We start from the raw sequence: 18254 nt of genomic DNA, 5'->3' as shown, positions 1-18254 counted from the left end.
GACGATCGCGCAAGCCGTAGCGTAGACGTCGGCCGGGAGGCGCCGCGGCGTCAGTAGCGCAGCACGCCGGCGATGCCCTGCTCGTCGCCCAGGGTGCCGTCCGGGACGAAGCGGACCTCGGCCCCGGTCTCCAGGCACTGCTCGACGATCTCGTCCACGATGTCCTCGCGGGCGTCCAGGTCGCCGCTGTCGGCCGGGACCAGATGGTCGCCGGCGTCGTCGCGCACCGTCACCCGGAAGTTCTCCTCGACCGCCAGCAGCCGGACCCGGCCCTCCCGCGCGTTGCGCCACAGCTCGTCGACGCCGGCCGCGAACTCCTTGCGCCCCCGCGCCGTCTCCAGCTCCCGGGCCACGGCGTCGGTGTCCTGGCGGGCCTGGGCCTGCCGCACCGGCCGGATGGCACGCCACACCGCGTCGGGGGTGCCGTGCGACAGCCCGCCGTGCGGCACGTGCACCGCGCACCTGGCGACGCCGCCGAGCTCGTCGAGGACGGACAGCGCCCCCGGATCGCCGGTGACGTACAGCGGGCGCGGGCGCTCGCGCAGCACCGCCCGCATCGCGGTGTCGGCCTCCCGCAGGAAGTGGTGGGTGCGCTCGTCGCGGAACGTGCTCGGCGCGTCGCCGATCTGCTCCTGGCGCTCGGCGTCGAAGTTCTCCGCCAGGTCCCGGGTCAGCGGGAAACCGCCGGTGCGGTCCTCGGTGACCCGGTCGGGGCCGCCGCTCCACAGGGTCACGCGGTCGGCGGCGAGGGACAGCACCCAGAAGGGGCGCTCGGCGGCGTGCGCGGAGACCAGGTTGCGGGTGAGGAAGGTGTCCGAGAGCACCACCCGCTCCGGAACGGCGCGGCCGAGCGACCACACCTGGTGCTCGCCGGGCGCGGCGAAGATCAGCAGCCCGTCCTCGGCGTAGGTCAGATCCACCTCCGAGAGGGCCTGGTCGAGCTGCCGTACGACATCGGCGCGCCGCTCCCGGGTGACCGCCGGGTCGGTCTCCAGCTGCTTCTTGGCCTCGGCCACGACATTGCGCAGCCGGACCCGGTCCTGTGCGTTGTCGGGTTCCCGGCGGTGCGTCGGCGTCAGCACGGACACCGCGGGGTAGCTGCGCTGGCGCCGCAGCTCGGCGAGGGTCGCGGGACTCAGATCGTGCTCCATGACAGCACCATAGGGCCGAATCGCATCTCGGGCATTTGGAGTAATCAGGGTGCTTCCGCCGGGGTAACCGGTTGTGCGGGAGCCCGGTCGCCGCGGTGCCGGGGGCGGGTGCGACCGGGTGTTGGGCAAGTCTTTGCCCGTGGCCGGATTCCGGCGGGCGCGCCTCGGTGCGCGGCGGGGGCGCGGGTGACGTCCGGGCAAAGCGCGGCCGAAAGCGCGGCGCCCGCGCGACCGTTCCGACTCCGGCCGCGTTGACCGGCCCGCCGCCGGTGACACACGCTCGTCATATAGGTGCACGATGCAACTGGTTCGCCAGGAGGTGCGACATGTGCGGTATCACCGGCTGGATCTCCTTCGACCGCGACCTGAGGGGAGAGGCCGCGACACTGGACGCGATGACCGAGACGATGGCCTGCCGCGGCCCGGACGACCGCGGCGTCTGGGCCGAGGGGCCCGCGGCCCTCGGACACCGCCGGCTGGCCATCATCGACCTGCCCGGCGGACGCCAGCCCATGACCGCCGACACCTCCGAGGGCACGGTCGCGCTCGTCTACTCCGGGGAGACCTACAACTTCCCCGAACTGCGCGCCGAGCTCGCCGAGCGCGGTCACCGCTTCGGCACCGACTCCGACACCGAGGTCGTGCTGCGCGGCTACCTCGAGTGGGGCGACGCCGTCGCCGAACGGCTCAACGGCATGTACGCCTTCGCCGTCTGGGACGGCCGGTACGACAAGCTCGTCATGATCCGCGACCGCATGGGCATCAAGCCGTTCTACTACCACCCGACCCCCGACGGCGTCCTGTTCGGCTCCGAACCCAAGGCGATCCTCGCCAACCCGCTGGTCCGCCGCCGGGTGACGCTCGACGGCCTGCGGGAGCTGTTCAGCTTCGTCAAGACGCCGGGCCACGCGGTGTGGGACGGCATGCGCGAGGTCGAGCCCGGCACGGTCGTCACCGTCGACCGCACCGGCCGCCGCACCCGCGCCTACTGGCGGCTGAGCACCCGGCCGCACCACGACGACCGCGACACCACCGTCGCCACCGTCCGTACCCTCCTGGACGACATCGTGCGCCGGCAGCTCGTCGCCGACGTGCCCCGCTGCACCCTGCTCTCCGGCGGCCTGGACTCCTCCGCCATGACCGCGCTGGCCGCCCGCCAACTCGGCGAGCAGGGCGAGAAGGTGCGCAGCTTCGCCGTCGACTTCGCCGGCCAGACCGACCGCTTCGTCGCCGACGAACTGCGCGCCACCCCCGACACGCCGTTCGTGCACGACGTGGCGGAGGCCGCCGACACCGACCACCAGGACATCGTGCTGGACGCGCACACCCTCGCCGATCCGGACGTACGGGCGAAGGTGCTCCGGGCCCGCGATCTGCCCGCGGGCTTCGGCGACATGGACTTCTCCCTGTACCTGCTGTTCCGCAGCATCCGCGACCACTCCACCGTCGCCCTGTCCGGCGAGTCCGCCGACGAGGTGTTCGGCGGGTACCAGCAGTTCTTCGACGAGGGCGCCCGGAACGCCGACACCTTCCCCTGGCTGGCGCACTACGCCCGGGACTTCGGCGACGACGGCGACGTCATGCGGCCGGACCTCGCCCGGGCCCTGGACCTGCCGGCGTACATTGCCGACGGCTACCGCACCGCCGTCACCGGCATCGAACGGCTCGACGGCGAGAGCGACTTCGAGTACCGGATGCGGAGGATGTGCCACCTGCACCTGACCCGCTTCGTCCGCGTCCTCCTGGACCGCAAGGACCGCATGAGCATGGCGGTCGGCCTCGAGGTCCGGGTGCCCTTCTGCGACCACCGGCTCGTGGAGTACGTCTACAACACCCCCTGGTCGCTGAAGTCGTTCGACGGCCGGGAGAAGAGCCTGCTCCGGGAGGCGACGGCCGACCTGCTGCCCAAGTCCGTGTACGACAGGGTCAAGAGCCCCTACCCGTCCACGCAGGACCCGGCGTACGCCACCGCGCTCCGGGGCCACGTCAGGGACCTGCTCGCCCGGCCCGGTCACCCCGTGTTCGACCTGGTCGACCGGGAACGGGTGCGTGAGGCCGCCCACCGCGTCACCCCGGTCAGCACCCAGGCGGCCCGGCGGGGCCTGGAGAGGACCCTCGACCTCGCGCTGTGGCTGGACCTGTACCGCCCGGAGATCGTCACCGGCTGACCGGCCCTGGGGTCCCCGCCCTCATCCGCTCCTGTCCGGCGTGTCCGCCGGACAGGAGCTGCCGTCGGGCGGCAGGGAGCCGTAGAGCAGGAAGTCGTTCACCTTGCGGTGCACGCACCGGGAGGAGCCGTACCCCGTGTGGCCGTCGCCGCGGTTGTCGAGCACCACGGCCGAGGGGCCCAGCCGTCGCGCGGTCTCCACGGTCCACCGGTAGGGCGTCGCCGGGTCGCCGCGGGTGCCCACCAGGAGCATCTTCGCCGTGTGCACGTCCTTGACCCGGTCACGGATGAACGTGGTGCCCCCGGGCCTCCCGTAGCACATCAGGAGCTGGTTGAGCCGGTAGCGGCCGAAGACGGGCGAGGCCTGTTCGTACTCGGCGCCGAGCCGCCCGAGATCCTTGGCGATCCGCTCGGCGCCGGGCCGGTCCGGGTCGTCCGCGCAGTCGATCGCCATCAACGCGGCCGGCATGTTGTCCGGCGGGACGTCCGAGGCGGCCACCACCGAGCCGTCGCGCGGGTGGGGCGCGGCAGCCGGCCGGCCGGGCGGCTCGGCCAGGGCGGCGCCGCCCGAGGAGAAGGCCTGGACGCCCCGTGTGTCGCCGTCCTGGACCAGTGCGGCGACCGCCCGCTCCAGGGAGGGCCACATCGCCTTGCTGTAGAGCGCCTGACCGATCGCGCCCACCAGGTCCTGCCCGGAGAACCTGCCGCCGGAGCCCGTCGGCACCGGGTTCTCGTCGAGCGCCCTGACGAGCTGGACCACCTGGTCGCCGGCCTGGCGCCGGTCCTGGCCGAACGGGCAGGCGATGTCCTGCACACACCAGTCGAGGAAGTCCTCCAGCGCCGTCTGCTGGCCCTCCGCGGCGACCCGGCCCTGCTCGGCCAGGGACTCGGTGAGCGTGTCCACTCCGTCGAGGGCCAGCCGCCCCACCTTGCCGGGGAACTGCGCGGCGTACACCGCGCCGAGCCGGGTGCCGTAGGAGAAGCCCAGGTAGTTGAGTCTCCGGTCGCCGAGCGCCTGGCGTATGACGTCCAGGTCCCGGGCCGCGTCCACGGTGCCCATGTGGCGCAGGACCGGACCGGAGTGCCGGGCGCACTCGGCCGCCACCTTCTTCCACTCCTCCAGCGCCTTGCGCGCGGCCTGGACGCTGCCGAGGTCGAGGCGGCCCGCGGTGCCGCCGCCCGTGTCCGAGGAGGTCGCGCCGGCGCCCACGCCGCAGCTGACGGGGGACGACCTGCCGACGCCGCGGGGATCGAAGGTGACCACGTCGTAGCCGTTGGTCAGGTCCATGAACTCCTTGCCGTCGGACGTGAGCGCGGCCACGCCCGCGCCGCCGGGGCCGCCGAAGTTCAGCACCACCGAGCCCCGCCTGGACGGACCCGAGGCACGGTAGCGGGCCAGGGCCAGGTCGAGGGTGCCCGCGCCCGGGGCGGCGTAGTCGAGGGGGACGGAGACCTTCCCGCACTGCAGGTCCTTCGGCGAGCCCACGTCGCACGCCGACGCCGACCACGCCACCCGCTGCCGGTAGAAGCGGTCGAGGCGGTGCGCGTCGTCGCCCGCGGCCGCCGGCAGGGCCGGGCCGGTCAGCGCCGAGCCGAGCAGGGTCAGTGCGAGGGCTCCGGCACCGGTGCACCGCCGGGCCGCGGGTCGCGTCGACAGCTTGGCCAGCATCGATGCCTCCAGGGACGCGCCGCCGCGGAGCCGGGAGGGCGCCCTCGAACACCATAAGCGGCACCCCGGGAGGCCGCCTCCCGGCGGTCCGTGCCGGCCGCCGGGAGGCAGGTGTTTCGCCTCCGACCGTCGCGGTCCGCCGCTGCGTGCGACGTTCCGCGCGGTGTTCGACAACCGGGCGCCCGAAGGGGTGAAAGGCCGGTCAGCCATAACCCGGACCGTCCACCGGCGTTTTACCCGGTGCGGGCGAGCGCCCGCGACCTTGTCTGGAAGGCACAGAAACCTATGAAACGGGTTACCCGAAACGGTGTGATCGCCGCCGCCGCCGTCTCCGGCGCGATGGTGATGACGGTGCCGGTGTCCGCCGCGTTCGCCGCCGACGGCGGTGCCACCGCGGACGGTGCCGCGGCCGGCTCGCCCGGGTTGCTCTCGGGCAACACCCTCCAGCTCCCGGTGCACGTCCCGGTGAGCGTGTGCGGCAACACGGTGAACGTCGCGGGGCTCTTCAACCCCGCCGCGGACAACCACTGCGAGAACGCGTCCGCCGGGAGGGATCGGGCGTCGTCGAGGGGCGGAGCGGCGGCGCAGGCGAGCGGAAAGGATTCGCCGGGAGTGGTCTCCGGCAACACCATCGAGCTTCCGGTGCACGTCCCGGTGAACGTCAGCGGCAACAGCGTGAACGTGGTGGGTGTCGGCAACCCGGCCACCGGCAACACCTCCACGAACACCTCCGTCGACCGGCCCGCGTCCCCCCGGCCGGTCACGCCGCCGCGGCGGACCACGCCGGAGTCGGCGCCCAAGCCGCTGCCGCACCCCGTGGCGCTGCCGCGGACGCAGGCGTCCCTCGCCCACACCGGGGCGGACGACACCCTGCCCGCCGTCGCCGCGAGCGCGGCGCTCCTGCTCGGCGGAGCCGTCCTGTACCGGCGCTTCCGGCCGGGAGCGACGCGCTGAAGCGGATCTCCGCGGCGGAGCGAGGTGCCACCGGCTCCGGGCCGTGACCGGTGGACCCGCCGTCGGCCGGCCCGGTCCGCGGCCCGGGTCCCCGCGGGGCCCGGGCCGAGTCCGTGCGGGGCGAGGAGTCAGCCCAGTTCGTCGCGCAGGATGCCGTACCGCACGTGGTCCCGCCACTGTCCGTCCCGGAAGATGACACCGCGCATCACGCCCTCGCGTGTGAACCCGGCCTTCTCCAGGGCGCGTTGCTCGGCGAAGTTGTCGGCCTCGGTGTCCGCCTCGATCCGTGCCACGGGTGTGTGCGCGAAGAGGTAGCGCACCAACTGCCGCTGGGCCTCGGTCCCGGCGCCCTGCCCCCGGGCCTCGGGCATCAGGGCGATGCCCAGGTTCCAGTAGTAGGACGCAAGGCTCATCTGGATCTTCCGCCAGGAGACGAAACCCAGCCGCTCCGCTCCGCGCGCCACCATGAGGTGCCCCATGTCGTCGGTGAGCAGGCCGTTCTCCTCCCACATCCGGCGCCAGCGGGCCGGGTCGCGCCAGCCGAACCACTGGAAGTGCGACGCGTCCTCGCGATGGCGCAGGACGCGTTCCATGACGGGCAGGTCGGCCTCGTCCACGGGGCGGAGAGTGACATCGGACGTATCCATGAGGCGCAACCCTAGAGTCCCCAACGTGCTTGTGGAAGTGACCGGTTGACCGGCGCGACCCGGCGGCGCCGGCGGCTCGGCCCGCGTGGACGGGGCAGGCGGCCGTGGGCCACCGCGGAGACGGTGGGCCACCACGCCGACGGCGGGCCACCACGCCGACGGCGGGCCGCCGGCCCGCCGCCCGGCCCGCAGCCCTCCGGGCGTCCGGCCACGGGAGCGGCCGGGGAGGTCCCGTCGCCCGGCGGGGCGGCCACCGACCGGCACGGGGGCGGTTCCCGACCGCGCCGAGGCGGTTCCCGCGCTCGGCACGCCGTCCGCCGTACCGGCCGCGCGCGGCCCCGGGAATCGCTTTGCCGCACACGGGGCCGTCTGGTGCAGTGGGGCGCATGGATCACGCCGCGGTACTCGCACGCTACGACCAGGATCTGCGCCGGGACGCCCCGCCGGACGGGCCAGGGGCGCGCGTCGAGCGCGTCGGAGCGGTGGTGCGCCAGGTCGGCGCCAGTGCCCGGGACTGGAACGGTGTGCTGTGGTCCGCTCTGGACGCGGAGGGCGCCGACGCGGCGATCGCCGAGCAGATCGCCCACTTCGGCGGGTTGGGGCACGCCTTCGAGTGGAAGCTGTACGGCCACGACCGGCCTGCGGACCTCGGACAGCGGCTCCGGGCCGCCGGATTCACGGCCGGGCCGGCGGAGACGCTCATGGTCGGCCGGATCGCGGACCTGGACCTGGCGGCCCGGCCGCCGGAGGGGGTGCGGCTGAGCCCCGTCACCGACGCGTCCGGCGTCGACCTGCTGGTCGCCGCGCACGAGCGGGCCTTCGGCAAGGACGGCTCCCTCTTGCGGCACCGCGTCCTCGCCCGGCTCCTGGAGGCCCCGGACACGTTCGTCGCCGTGGTCGCCCTCGCCGGGGACGCGCCGGTGAGCGCGGCCCGCATGGAACTGGCCCCCGGCACGGGGTTCGCGGGCCTGTGGGGCGGCGGGACCGTCGAGGGCTGGCGCGGGCGCGGCATCTACCGCGCACTGGTCGCCCACCGCGCCCGCGTCGCCGCCGACCACGGCTACCGCTACCTGCACGTCGACGCCTCCGACCGGAGCCGTCCCATCCTCCAGCGCCTCGGCTTCGCCCCGCTGACCACCACGACGCCGTACGTCTACGAACCGTAACCGCCTACGGGCGCACGGGCTTCGTCGCCGTGGCGCGGGCAGGGGAGCGGGCGAGCCGCTTGGACGCGCGCGTCCGTGACCGGGACGGGCCGTGCGACCAGGGCCGCGCCGACTTTGCGGCGGACGCGTCCGGCGGTGTGCCCGCGGGGACGCCGCGCGGTGCCTCCTGCGACGCCACCTCCGGCGAACCGGCCGGAGGACCCTCGCGGTCGACGAGCCCGCACCGGCCCGGTCGCAGCCGCCAAGGGGGCGGCAGATGTGCCCGGCGACCGGTCGCCGTCGCGCACGGAGGACGGTCGCCGGGCACACCGCGGGGGGGGGGGGGGCCGCCCCCCCCGGGGGGGGGGGGGGCCCCCCCCCCCCCGCCCCCCCCCCCCGGGCGGCCCCCCCCCCCGGGGGGGCGCCCGGGGGGGGGGCGGGGCGCCCCCCCCCCCCCCCCCCGCCGGCCCCCCGCGCGCGCCCCCCCCCCCCCCCCGGGCGCCCCCCCCCCCCCCCCGGGCGCGGCCCCCCCCCCCCCCCCCGCGCACGTCACCGTCCCGCACGGGGCGCGGCCCCGGGGCGGCCGGATCAGCGGTGTGCCGTCTTCGCCCGGTCCAGCGCGGCCACACCCACCGCGGCGAGGGCGATCTGGATGAGCCACTCGATCCAGTCGACGCCCTTGGTGTCGGCCACGCCGAGCGCGCCCGCGATCGCCGCGCCGATCAGCGCGGCGACGATGCCGATGAGAATCGTCCAGATGACGCCGATGTGCTGTCGGCCCGGGACGACGAGTCGTCCCAGGACGCCGATGATGATGCCGATGACGATGGCACTGATGATGCCGCTGATCTCCATCTTCGCCCCTCTTTGTCGTACGTCTTTGCGTTGTTCGAATGCCCGCTGCGGCGGAGAGCACTCCGTTCGGGTTATTGCCGGGTCTTTCTGTTCATCGTTCAGTCATGCCATGTACCTTTCAATTGATCGACGCGTGTAGAACGCTCGACGCCTACCCGTTCTACGCGCGAAGACACGGCGCCCGCGCCGCCCCCTCACCCCACTCGGAGGTTCGCCGGATGCTCGGATCCAGAAGGTCCCCCCGCACAGTCGCCGCCGCGCTGGCCGGACTCGGGCTGCTCGCCGCCTCGGCCGCCTTGCAGGTCTCCGCCGGCACCACGCCGGCCCACGCGGCCACCACCGCGACCCACCGCGTCCTGTTCGACAACGCCCACGCCGAGACGGCCGGCAACGCCGACTGGATCATCTCCACCAGCCAGCCCGACCCGCTCGGCCAGAACCCCTCCCCGTCCGCCGAGAAGGACTGGACCGGCGCCCTCTCCTCCTGGGGCGTCGCCCTCCAGAAGGCCGGCGGCTACAGCCTCAGGACGCTGCCGTCCGGTTCGAGCCTGTCCTACGGCGGCTCCTCGACGACCGACCTGTCGAACTTCGACACGCTGGTCCTGCCCGAGCCGAACACGTCGTTCACGGCGGCCGAGAAGACCGCCGTCATGAACTTCGTCAAGAACGGCGGCGGGCTGTTCATGATCTCCGACCACACCGGGTCCGACCGCAACAACGACGGCAAGGACTCGGTGCAGATCCTGAACGACCTGATGAGCAACAACAGCGTCGACTCCACCGACCCGTTCGGCTTCTCCATCGACTCGCTGAACGTCGCCTCCGGCTACCCGGCCGCCATCGGCGACAGCACCGACCCGGTGCTGCACGGCTCCTTCGGCACGGTCACCAAGAGCCTGTTCGCCAACGGCACGACGGCCACGCTCAAGCCGTCCGACAACTCCTCCGTCAAGGGCCTGGTCTACCGCGGCGGCTACTCCGGCAACACCGGCGCCTTCTTCGTCACCAGCACGTTCGGCAGCGGCCGCGTCGCCTTCTGGGGCGACAGCTCGCCCATCGACGACGGCACCGGCCAGTCCGGCAACACGCTCTACGACGGCTGGAACGACACGGGCGCCACCAACGCCGCCCTCGCACTCAACGCCACCGCCTGGCTCGCCGCTTCGGGCAGCGGCGGCGGCGGAGGGGCCGGCTCCTGCACCGCGGCCCAGCTCCTGCGCAACAGCGGCTTCGAGTCCGGCAACTCCATCTGGAGCGCCGGCAGCGGCGTGATCACCGACTCCACCGGCGAGTCCGCCCGCTCGGGCTCGTACTACGCCTGGCTCGACGGCAACGGCACCGCCACCACCGACACCCTCTCCCAGTCGGTGGCCATCCCCGCCGGCTGCGCCGCGACCCTGAGCTTCTACCTCCACGTCGACACCGCGGAGACCACGACCAGCACCGCCTACGACACCCTCAAGGCGCAGGTCCTGAACAGCTCCGGCACCGTCCTGGGCACCCTGGCCACCTACTCGAACCTCGACGCCGCGGCCGGCTACACCCGGCGCGCCCTCGACCTGAGCGGTTACGCCGGGCAGACCATCACGGTCAGGTTCACCGGAACGGAGGGCTCCAAGCTCCAGACGTCGTTCGTCGTCGACGACACGGCGCTCGACGTCGGCTGACGCGGAGGGGAGCAACAGCGTCGGTGCGGGCCCGCCGGACCGTACGGCGGGCCCACCCGTTCCCCCGACACGCGGGAGAATGCCTGCATGAGCCCCGATCCGGTCCCGCTCCACGAGATCCGGGGGCGGTGGATCGAGAAGGCCGGGCGCCGCGCCCCCACGCGCTCGGCGCCGTGCAGCGACGAGCCGAGGAAGCCATGTCCGACCAGCCGAGCTACGTGTACGTCACCTACATCGAGAGCACACCCGAGACGGTGTGGGACGCCCTGACGGACGCCGATCTGACCGCCGCCTACTGGGGACACAGCAACGTCTCGGACTGGGAGCCGGGCTCTCGCTGGGAGCACCTCCGCACGGACGGCTCCCAGGTCGCGGACGTCGTCGGAACCGTCCTCGTGGCCGAGCGCCCGACCCGGCTGGTGACCACCTGGTCCGCGCCGGGGGACGAGGAGCGCCCGGACCGGCACTCCCGGGTCGCCTTCGACATCCGGCCGCACGGCGACATCGTCCGGCTCACCGTCACCCACGAGGAACTCAACGACGAGGGCGAGCTCGCGGACGTCTCGCGCGGCTGGCCGGCGGTCCTGTCCAACCTGAAGTCGCTGATCGAGACCGGCAGCCCGCTGCCGCAGGACCCCTGGCAGGTCCCGGGCGACTGACCCGGCCGCCGCTCAGTCGAGTCCGCGCGCCCGTCTGAAGCGCGCGAGCCCCTCCGCGAGGTCCACGATCGGGTCCGGGTAGTCGACGGCCGCCCGTTTCGCGCCCGGCAGTTTCCACGGCTCGTGCACGGCGGACCCGTCCAGCGCGGCGAGTTCGGGCACCCAGCGCCGTACGTAGGCGCCGTCGGGGTCGTACCGCCGGCCCTGGACGACCGGGTTGAGGACCCGGTTGGGCCGGGAGTCCGTGCCGGTTCCGGCCACCCACTGCCAGTTGAGCTGGTTGTTGGCGACGTCGCCGTCCACCAGGAGGTCGAGGAAGTGCCGGGCGCCCACGCGCCAGTCGACGTAGAGCGTCTTGGCGAGGAAGCTCGCGGTCAGCAGCCGTCCCCGGTTGTGCATCCAGCCCTCATGGCTCAGCTGGCGCATCGCCGCGTCGACGACCGGGTAGCCGGTGCGCCCCTCCCGCCACGCCTCGACGTCCGCCCGCGCCGCACGCTCGGTCCGCCAGCGGTCGTGCCTGGTCCGGTAGTCGTCGCGGGCGGTGTCCTGCCGGGCGGCCAGCACCTGCCGGTGGAAGTCGCGCCAGGCGAGCTGCCGCACGAACGCCTCCGCGCCCGGGCCGCCCGTCCGCCGCGCCCGCCGCACCAGCTCCACCGGGGAGAGCGTGCCGAAGTGCAGGTGCGGCGAGAGCCGTGAGGTCTGGTCGCCGGCCAGGTCGTCGTGCCGGTCCTGGTACGCGGCGATCCCGGAGCGCAGCCACGCGGTGAGCCGTTTCCTGCCCTCGCTCTCGCCGCCGGCGGCCAGCCCGGCCGACACGCCGGTCACGTCCGCACGGGCCGGCAGGGGTTCGGATCCGACGACGTCCGGCACCCGGACGGAACGGGGCGGTCCGAGCGGGTCGCGCAGGGCCTGCACGGACCACTTGCGGTAGTACGGCGTGAAGACCGCGAAGTGGTCCGAGGAGGACGGGGTGAGCGCCCCGGGCGGCACGGCCGTCGTCACGGTGTCGTGCACGTGCAGCCGCCGCCCGTCCGCCTCCAGGGCACGCCGCAGCCGCTCCTCGCGCCGGTGTGCGTAGCCGCTCGCGTCGGCCGCGAGGTGCACCTCGTCGGCGCCCGCCTCGGCGGCCACCGCGCGGACCCGCTCGACCACGTCGCCGGAGCGCACCACGAGCCGGCCGCCGCGCCGCCGCAGCCCCGCGTCCAGGTCGGCCAGGCAGTCGGCGAGGAACGCCAGCCGGTTGGGCACGGCGAATCCGGCCGCGTCCACGGCCCGGTCCCGGACGAACAGCGGCACCACCTGCCCCGCCCTGTCGAGGGCGGCCCGCAGCGGCGGGTGGTCGTGCAGGCGCAGGTCGGCGGTGAACAGGACGACCGAGACGTTCATGGTGCGGTCTCCGGGAGGGAGGAGCGGACGGGACGGTGCGCTGCTGAGGGGCGCCGGGGGACCGGTGTCCGGGAGGCCGGCTCCCGGGCGGTCGTCCTGCGGGAACCGGCCCACACGACCCTACTTCCGGTGCCGGGTGTTTCCCGGATGCGGCCCGTGGCGTCGTGGGCGGCCGGACGCGGCAGGAGGCCGGCCGGGTCCGGCCGGGCCCGCCCCCTCGCGGCCGGGGCGTCCGGGACCCGTACGGGGCTCGTGCGGGCGACCGGCCGGGACCGCCCGGGGACCGCCCGGGGGCCGCACCGTCGGGCCGGCGTCAGGAGGCCGGCCGTCCGGCGGTCCGGTCGGCCGGCCGCGCCGGGGCCGAACCGGCGGCCGCCTGCGCGATGTTGCGCGCCATGCCGCCGAAGACGACGGCGTGGAAGGGCGAGACGCCCCACCAGTAGGCGTGCCCGAGCAGCCCGTGCGGGTGGAACAGGGCACGCTGGCGGTAGCGGGTGCGGCCGGTGGCGTCCGTGCCGGCGCACATCTCCAGCCAGGCCAGGCCCGGCAGCCGCATCTCGGCCCGCAGCCGCAGCAGCCGCCCCGGCTCGATCTCCTCCACCCGCCAGAAGTCCAGCGAGTCGCCGGCCCGCAGCCGGTGGGCGTCCCGGCGGCCACGGCGCAGCCCCACCCCGCCGGCCAGCCGGTCCAGCCAGCCGCGCAGCGCCCAGGCGAGCGGGAAGGAGTACCAGCCGTTGTCGCCGCCGATCCCCTCGATGACCCGCCACAGCGCCTCGGGCGGGGCCGCGACCGTCAGTTCCCGGTGGTCGGTGTAGAGGCTGCCGCCCGCCCAGTCGGGGTCGGTGGGCAGCGGATCGCTGGGAGCGCCGGGCACCGAGGCGGACGACCAGCGGGTGGTGACCTGGGCGTCCCGGACCCGTTGCAGGGCCAGCCGGACCGCCTCGTCGAAGCCGATCGGGTGCCCGGGCGGGTCGGGCACGTACCGGGTGATGTCACGCTCGCGGCAGACGACCTCATGGCGCAGCGACTCGGTGAGCGGCCGGGCGATGGCGGCCGGGACCGGTGTGACCAGGCCGACCCAGATGCTGGACAGCCGGGGGGTGAGCACCGGGACCGGCAGGATGAGCCGGTGCGGCAGGCCCGCCACCGCCGCGTAGCGGGTCATCATCTCCCGGTACGTCAAGACGTCCGGCCCGCCGATGTCGAACGCGCGGTTCACCTCGGCCGGCATCCGCGCGCTGCCGACCAGGACGCGCAGCACGTCCCGCACGGCGATCGGCTGGATCCGGGTGCGTACCCAGCTCGGCGTGATCATCACCGGCAGGCGTTCGGTGAGGTAGCGGAGCATCTCGAACGAGGCCGAGCCGGAGCCGATGATCACCGCGGCGCGCAGGACCGTGGTGGGCACCCCGGAGTCCAGCAGGATGCGGCCGACCTCGGCACGCGAGCGCAGGTGCGGCGACAGCTCCCGCTCGGGCACGCCGGTGGGCGTGAGCCCGCCCAGGTAGACGATGCGCCGCACGCCCGCCGCGCGGGCCTGTTCACCGAAGATCCGCGCCGCGCCGCGGTCGGTCTCCTCGAAGTCCCCGCCGGTGCCGATGGCGTGCACGAGGTAGTACGCCACGTCGACGTCCCGCATCGCCGCGGCCGTCGACTCGGCGTCCGTGACGTCCCCGCGCACCACCTCGACATCGCCCGCCCACGTGTGGTCGCGCAGCTTGCCCGGCGAGCGTGCCAGGCAGCGCAGCCGGTGTCCGGCGGCCAGCAGCTCCGGGACGAGCCGGCCGCCGATGTAGCCCGTGGCGCCCGTGACCAGGCTGCGCGGCCGTCCCCGTACCTCGTCACCGTTCATCGGCCCGTGCCCTTCCGCTCGGCGGTCGCCCGTCGTTCCGATGGTTTCCCGTCATTGCGATGGTCTCCCCTCATCACCTCCCGGGCCACTTCCCGGGGCGGACGGGCACCGGACGCGGTGCGCGGGCCGCCCGGGGGGTGTGCGCGGGCCGCCCGGGGGTGTGCGCGGCGGGGCGCACATGGTCCGGTCGGCAGCGGGCAGGCGGACTGTACGAGCCACACGGTGTTCGGTGAAGTCGAGTGTTCACACACGGAGGTGTCTGCCGGTATGGGCGCGAAGGTGTTGGAGCGGTTTCCCGCGGGCTCTCCGCGCGGGTCGTGGCCGGCCGAGGAGTACGCGGCGCGCCGCAGGGCGGAGGGCGAGCCCGCCACCGTGGTGATGGACCTGGAGTCCGACGCCTTCCTCGTCGTGGTGCCGGGCGCCGAGGAGGACTGAGCCGGGGCTCCGCACGGCCATGACGCGGGCCGGGACGCCCCGGCGTCCGGCGGCGGACCCGCCCGCCCGCGGCCACGACGCGGTTGCGGCCGTCCCACCGTCCGCGGCCAGGCCGGTTCGGCGGCGCGGGGGAGAGCGGCACGGGCGGCCGTTGCTCCGCCCGGGCCCCCGGCCGGGGGTGTGCGAGACTCCGGCGATGACCACGGAAACGATCACCGCGGACGCCGCGGGCACCTGGCGGACCGGCGACCTCACCGTCAACCGGATCGGCCTGGGCGCGATGCGGCTCACCGGCAGCGCCGCCTTCCACCTCGGCACGCCGAGCGACCGGACACGCTCGATCGCCGTGCTGCGCCGGGCGGTGGAGCTCGGCGTCAACCACATCGACACGGCGGCCTTCTACTTCTCCGCGCTGCGCTCCGCCAACGAACTGATCAACAGCGCGCTGTCGCCCTACCCGGACGAGCTGCTCATCGCCGCCAAGGTCGGTCCGTACCGCGACTACCGCGGCGAGTGGGGCGCCGCCGCCCGGCCCGACCAACTGCGCGGACACGTCGAGGAGAACCTGCGCCAGCTCGGCCGGGACCACCTGGACCTGGTCTATCTGCGCCGCATGCGCCAGGACTCCGTCGCCGAGCACTTCGGCGCACTCGCCGAACTTCGCGAGGAAGGCCTGATCCGGCACCTCGGCCTCTCGGACGTCCAGCCCCGCCACCTCGCCGAGGCCCGGGCCATCGCGCCGGTGGTCAGCGTCCAGAACCGTTTCGGGCTCGGGCTGAGCACCCCCGCCGCCGACGAACTCCTGCGGCTCTGCGGGGAACAGGGCATCGCCTTCGTGCCGTTCTACGCCATCGCGGGCGAGCGCGGGGAGCGGGGCGCGGCCGAGGACCGTGACGAGGCGGTCGCGGCCGTCGCCGCGGCCCACGGCGTGACGCCCACCCAGATCCGGACCGCCTGGACCCTGCACCAGGGCCCCCACGTGCTGGCCATCCCCGGCACCGGCGACCCGGACCACCTCGTGCAGAACGTCGCCGCGGGGGCCATCCGCCTGACCGGGCAGGAGCTGGCCCGGCTCGACGCCCTGCACGCCGGGGCCGCCTGACCGTCGCCGGCCGCCGCTCGGCGTTCACCGGTCGTCGGCCCCCGTCCCCGCGTCCGGCCGGCCCAGACACTCGTGCAGGAACTCGACGGTGCTCCGCCAGGCGCGGTCGGCCGAGTCCGGGTCGTGACTCGGGCGGCGGTCGTTGAAGAAGGCGTGCCCGGCCGGGTAGAGGCGCAGGTCCGGTGTGGTGCCGGACTGCGCGCGGATGGCCTCGCGCAGTTCACCGACGCTCTCCACCGGGATGCTCCGGTCCTGTTCGCCGTAGTGGCCGAGGATCCGGGCGCGCAGGGCGGAGAAGTCGGGCAGCTCGCCCCGGACGACGCCGTAGAAGGGCACCGCGGCGCTCACCCGCGGCTCGACCGCGGCCAGGCAGAGCACGAAGCCGCCGCCCATGCAGAAGCCGACCGCGCCGACCGCGTCCGAGGTGACCTCGGGCCGTGACAGCAGGTGGTCCACCGAGCCGCGGAGCAGTTCGACGCCGCGGGGGACCGGCAGCGCCTTCATCATCCGCAGGGCCTCCTCGGCGTCGTGCGCCACGCTGCCGCCGTACAGGTCGGGGGCCAGCACCACGAAGCCCGCCGCGGCCAGCCGGTCGGCGACGTCGGCGATGTGGTCCGTCAGCCCCCACCACTCCTGGATGACGAGGACTCCGGGACCGCGTCCGGACGGCGGCAGCGCGAGGTAGCCGTGGGCGGTGGCTCCCGCGCTCGGGAAGGTCACGTTCTGGCGGGCGGGGGTCTCGGCGGGCTTCGGCCGTCCGGGCATCTGACTCAGCTCCTGCGGATGTCTCGGGGCGGCGCGGTGCGCCGCGGAGCGGGTCCCCCGGGAAATCCCTACCGCGTCACCGCGCCGATTCCGCGGGGCTGCGACCACCGCACCCGCCCGGCCCCGTCCCCGCGCCGCGCGGCGTCCCGTGCGGCGCGCGCCGGGGGAGGCGCGGGGCGTCCGCGGCGAGGAACAGCCGGCGCGGTCGGCGTGGTCCCATCCCGCCGCGCGGTGCGGTCCCGCGGGCTCCCGCGAGGCGTCCGGCCGCCCCGCGCGGCAGGCCACGGGCGCGCGGGAGGGCCCGGACCGGACGCCCGAGGCCGCCGGACGGTACGGGCGTACCTGCGCACGGGTGTGCGCATCCCCGCCGCCGTTCCCGGCGCCCCCTCCCATAATGGGCAGGCGGGCGCGGCCGCGTGCGGAGGACGGCACCCGACTGACTACGATTGTGTAGACGGTCCACCGGGTCGTAGACGAAGACGGGGTGAGGAACGTTCCCATGACCGACGCGAAGGACGAACGCAGGCCGGCCGGCGAGCTCGAAGCCAGCGTCATGGCCGTCCTGTGGGCCGCCGACGCGCCCCGGACCCCGGGGCAGGTCCAGCTGAGCCTCGGCGCCGGCCTGGCCCGCACGACCGTGACGACGATCCTGACCCGGCTGCACGACAAGGGCGTGGTCGAGCGCCACCGGCAGGGGCGCGGCTACGCCTACTACCCCGTCCAGGACGCCCACGGGCTGACCGCCCGCCGCATGCACTCCGAGCTGGACCGCGACGCCGACCGCGAGACGGTGCTCGCCCGGTTCGTCGCCCAGCTCAGCCCCGACGACGAGCGTGTCCTGCGCGACCTGCTCGAACCCGGAGAGCGATGACCGCGCTGCTGCTCCTGCCCCTGCTGCTGCCGTTCGCGGTACCGGCCCTGGCCCGGCGCGCCCTCGACCGGCTCGCTCCCGTCGCCGCCCTGCGGGTGCTGACCCTGACCGTGGTCGTGCTCGCCGGCTGCTCGCTCGCCGCGCTCGGCGGCTTCGTCCTCACCGGTCTGCTGAAGCTGCCCGTCTTCGCCGCCCTGGGCGATCTGGTGCATCCGCTGTCCACCGCCCCCGGCCCGCTGGTCGGGCCGGCGGCCGCGCTGTCGGTCGGCGCGCTCGCCGTCAGCGCGGGCGCCCTCGGCCGCTCGGCGCTGCGCGAGTTCCGGGCCTTCCGCAGCGCGCGCACGGAGGCCGGCCGCAGGCCCGCGGCGGGCGACCTGTGCGTCGTCGACTCCCCGCACCCGGACGCGTACGCCCTGCCCGGCCGCCCGCACCGCATCGTCGTGACCACCGCGATGCTGCGCAGCCTCGACGCCGCCGAGCGCGAGGCGCTGTTCGCCCACGAGCGCGCCCACAACCGGGGCGGCCACCACTACTTCCTCGCCGCCGCCGAACTCGCCGCCCACTGCCACCCGGCGCTGCGCCCGGTCCGCGGCGCCATCCGCCTGGCCGCCGAACGCGCCGCCGACGAGGCCGCCGCGCGGGCCGTCGGCGACCGCCGACTGACCGCCCGCGCCATCGCCCGCGCCGCGCTGGCCGCGCAGGAGGCCGGTTCCACGCGTCCGCGGTTCGCCCCCGCCGCCGCCTCCGGCCCCGTTCCCCAGCGCGTCAGGGCCCTTCTCGCCGCCCCGCACACCCCACGCCGTGCCGCGGGCCTGATCGCCGCGCTGCTGCTGGCCTGCACGGCGGTCTCCCTGGTCTCCTCGGCCACCGGAATGATCGACTTCCACCACCGGGTCGAGGTCGCCCAGGGCGAGGAGCCCCGCTGAACC

Annotated in this window: 16 protein-coding genes; 9 read left to right on the top strand and 7 right to left on the bottom strand. The window is 74.9% G+C overall.

The features are described 5' to 3' along the window. Positions 1–50 precede the first annotated feature (50 nt). Positions 51–1151: a chemotaxis protein gene (locus ACF061_RS22195; protein ID WP_392268655.1), complete on the bottom strand. Its 1101-nt coding sequence runs from the start codon at positions 1149–1151 to the stop codon at positions 51–53. Between the two features lie 326 nt (positions 1152–1477). Here ACF061_RS22195 and asnB point away from each other — a divergent pair, with 326 nt between their 5' ends. Next, positions 1478–3319 carry an asparagine synthase (glutamine-hydrolyzing) gene (asnB, locus tag ACF061_RS22190; RefSeq protein ID WP_392268654.1) on the top strand — a complete coding sequence of 614 codons (1842 nt, stop codon included), beginning with the start codon at positions 1478–1480 and terminating at the stop codon, positions 3317–3319. 21 nt (positions 3320–3340) lie between these two features. On the opposite strand, the gene ACF061_RS22185 is transcribed toward asnB, so the two are convergent. Further along, a complete protein-coding gene (locus tag ACF061_RS22185) occupies positions 3341–4987 on the bottom strand; it encodes an alpha/beta hydrolase (protein ID WP_392268653.1) in 1647 nt (548 codons plus the stop codon). Positions 4988–5272: 285 nt separating this feature from the next. On the opposite strand from ACF061_RS22185, the gene ACF061_RS22180 reads away from it, so the two are divergent. Further along, positions 5273–5941 carry a chaplin gene (locus tag ACF061_RS22180; RefSeq protein WP_392268652.1) on the top strand — a complete coding sequence of 223 codons (669 nt, stop codon included), beginning with the start codon at positions 5273–5275 and terminating at the stop codon, positions 5939–5941. Positions 5942–6069: 128 nt separating this feature from the next. Here the strand turns inward: ACF061_RS22180 and ACF061_RS22175 are convergent, their stop codons facing one another. Beyond that, positions 6070–6588, bottom strand: coding sequence for a GNAT family N-acetyltransferase (locus tag ACF061_RS22175; RefSeq protein ID WP_392268651.1), 519 nt, complete (start codon positions 6586–6588; stop codon positions 6070–6072). Between the two features lie 386 nt (positions 6589–6974). Here ACF061_RS22175 and ACF061_RS22170 point away from each other — a divergent pair, with 386 nt between their 5' ends. Continuing rightward, positions 6975–7754 carry a GNAT family N-acetyltransferase gene (locus ACF061_RS22170; RefSeq protein WP_392268650.1) on the top strand — a complete coding sequence of 260 codons (780 nt, stop codon included), beginning with the start codon at positions 6975–6977 and terminating at the stop codon, positions 7752–7754. Between the two features lie 567 nt (positions 7755–8321). Here ACF061_RS22170 and ACF061_RS22165 read toward each other — a convergent pair. After that, on the bottom strand, positions 8322–8588 hold the full coding sequence (locus tag ACF061_RS22165) for a GlsB/YeaQ/YmgE family stress response membrane protein (protein WP_392268649.1): 267 nt from the start codon (positions 8586–8588) through the stop codon (positions 8322–8324). A gap of 218 nt (positions 8589–8806) precedes the next feature. Between ACF061_RS22165 and ACF061_RS22160 the strand changes: the two genes are divergently transcribed. Together ACF061_RS22160 and ACF061_RS22155 are read left to right on the top strand one after the other, a co-directional pair. Further along, a complete protein-coding gene (locus tag ACF061_RS22160) occupies positions 8807–10255 on the top strand; it encodes a hydrolase (protein ID WP_392268648.1) in 1449 nt (482 codons plus the stop codon). Positions 10256–10452: 197 nt separating this feature from the next. Then, entirely contained in the window at positions 10453–10914 is a 462-nt protein-coding gene (locus ACF061_RS22155; RefSeq protein WP_392268647.1) for an SRPBCC family protein, read from the top strand. A gap of 12 nt (positions 10915–10926) precedes the next feature. Here ACF061_RS22155 and ACF061_RS22150 read toward each other — a convergent pair whose 3' ends face one another. Both ACF061_RS22150 and ACF061_RS22145 read right to left on the bottom strand, forming a co-directional pair. After that, positions 10927–12300: a cryptochrome/photolyase family protein gene (locus tag ACF061_RS22150; protein ID WP_392268646.1), complete on the bottom strand. Its 1374-nt coding sequence runs from the start codon at positions 12298–12300 to the stop codon at positions 10927–10929. Between the two features lie 313 nt (positions 12301–12613). Beyond that, positions 12614–14152 (bottom strand): SDR family oxidoreductase, encoded by a 1539-nt coding sequence (locus tag ACF061_RS22145; protein ID WP_392268645.1) that lies wholly within the window; start codon positions 14150–14152, stop codon positions 12614–12616. 267 nt (positions 14153–14419) lie between these two features. Here ACF061_RS22145 and ACF061_RS22140 point away from each other — a divergent pair, with 267 nt between their 5' ends. Then, positions 14420–14587 (top strand): hypothetical protein, encoded by a 168-nt coding sequence (locus ACF061_RS22140; RefSeq protein WP_392268644.1) that lies wholly within the window; start codon positions 14420–14422, stop codon positions 14585–14587. Positions 14588–14783: 196 nt separating this feature from the next. Next, complete coding sequence (locus ACF061_RS22135) at positions 14784–15689, top strand: aldo/keto reductase (RefSeq protein WP_392268643.1); 906 nt, start codon at positions 14784–14786, stop codon at positions 15687–15689. 24 nt (positions 15690–15713) lie between these two features. Here the strand turns inward: ACF061_RS22135 and ACF061_RS22130 are convergent, their stop codons facing one another. Continuing rightward, on the bottom strand, positions 15714–16454 hold the full coding sequence (locus tag ACF061_RS22130) for a dienelactone hydrolase family protein (RefSeq protein ID WP_392268642.1): 741 nt from the start codon (positions 16452–16454) through the stop codon (positions 15714–15716). Positions 16455–16953: 499 nt separating this feature from the next. Between ACF061_RS22130 and ACF061_RS22125 the strand changes: the two genes are divergently transcribed. Beyond that, the gene (locus ACF061_RS22125; protein ID WP_392268641.1) at positions 16954–17325 is read left to right on the top strand and encodes a BlaI/MecI/CopY family transcriptional regulator; all 372 of its coding nucleotides are present in this window, start codon (positions 16954–16956) and stop codon (positions 17323–17325) included. Continuing rightward, on the top strand, positions 17322–18251 hold the full coding sequence (locus tag ACF061_RS22120; RefSeq protein WP_392268640.1) for a M48 family metalloprotease: 930 nt from the start codon (positions 17322–17324) through the stop codon (positions 18249–18251). Before ACF061_RS22125 ends, ACF061_RS22120 begins: the two co-directional genes overlap by 4 nt. Positions 18252–18254 lie beyond the last annotated feature (3 nt).

The sequence above is a fragment of the Streptomyces sp. NPDC015220 genome, assembly GCF_043079345.1.
Lineage (GTDB): Bacteria > Actinomycetota > Actinomycetes > Streptomycetales > Streptomycetaceae > Streptomyces.
The sequence above is the reverse complement of the archived record's forward strand: the minus strand, read 5'-3'. Positions and strand labels throughout refer to the sequence as shown.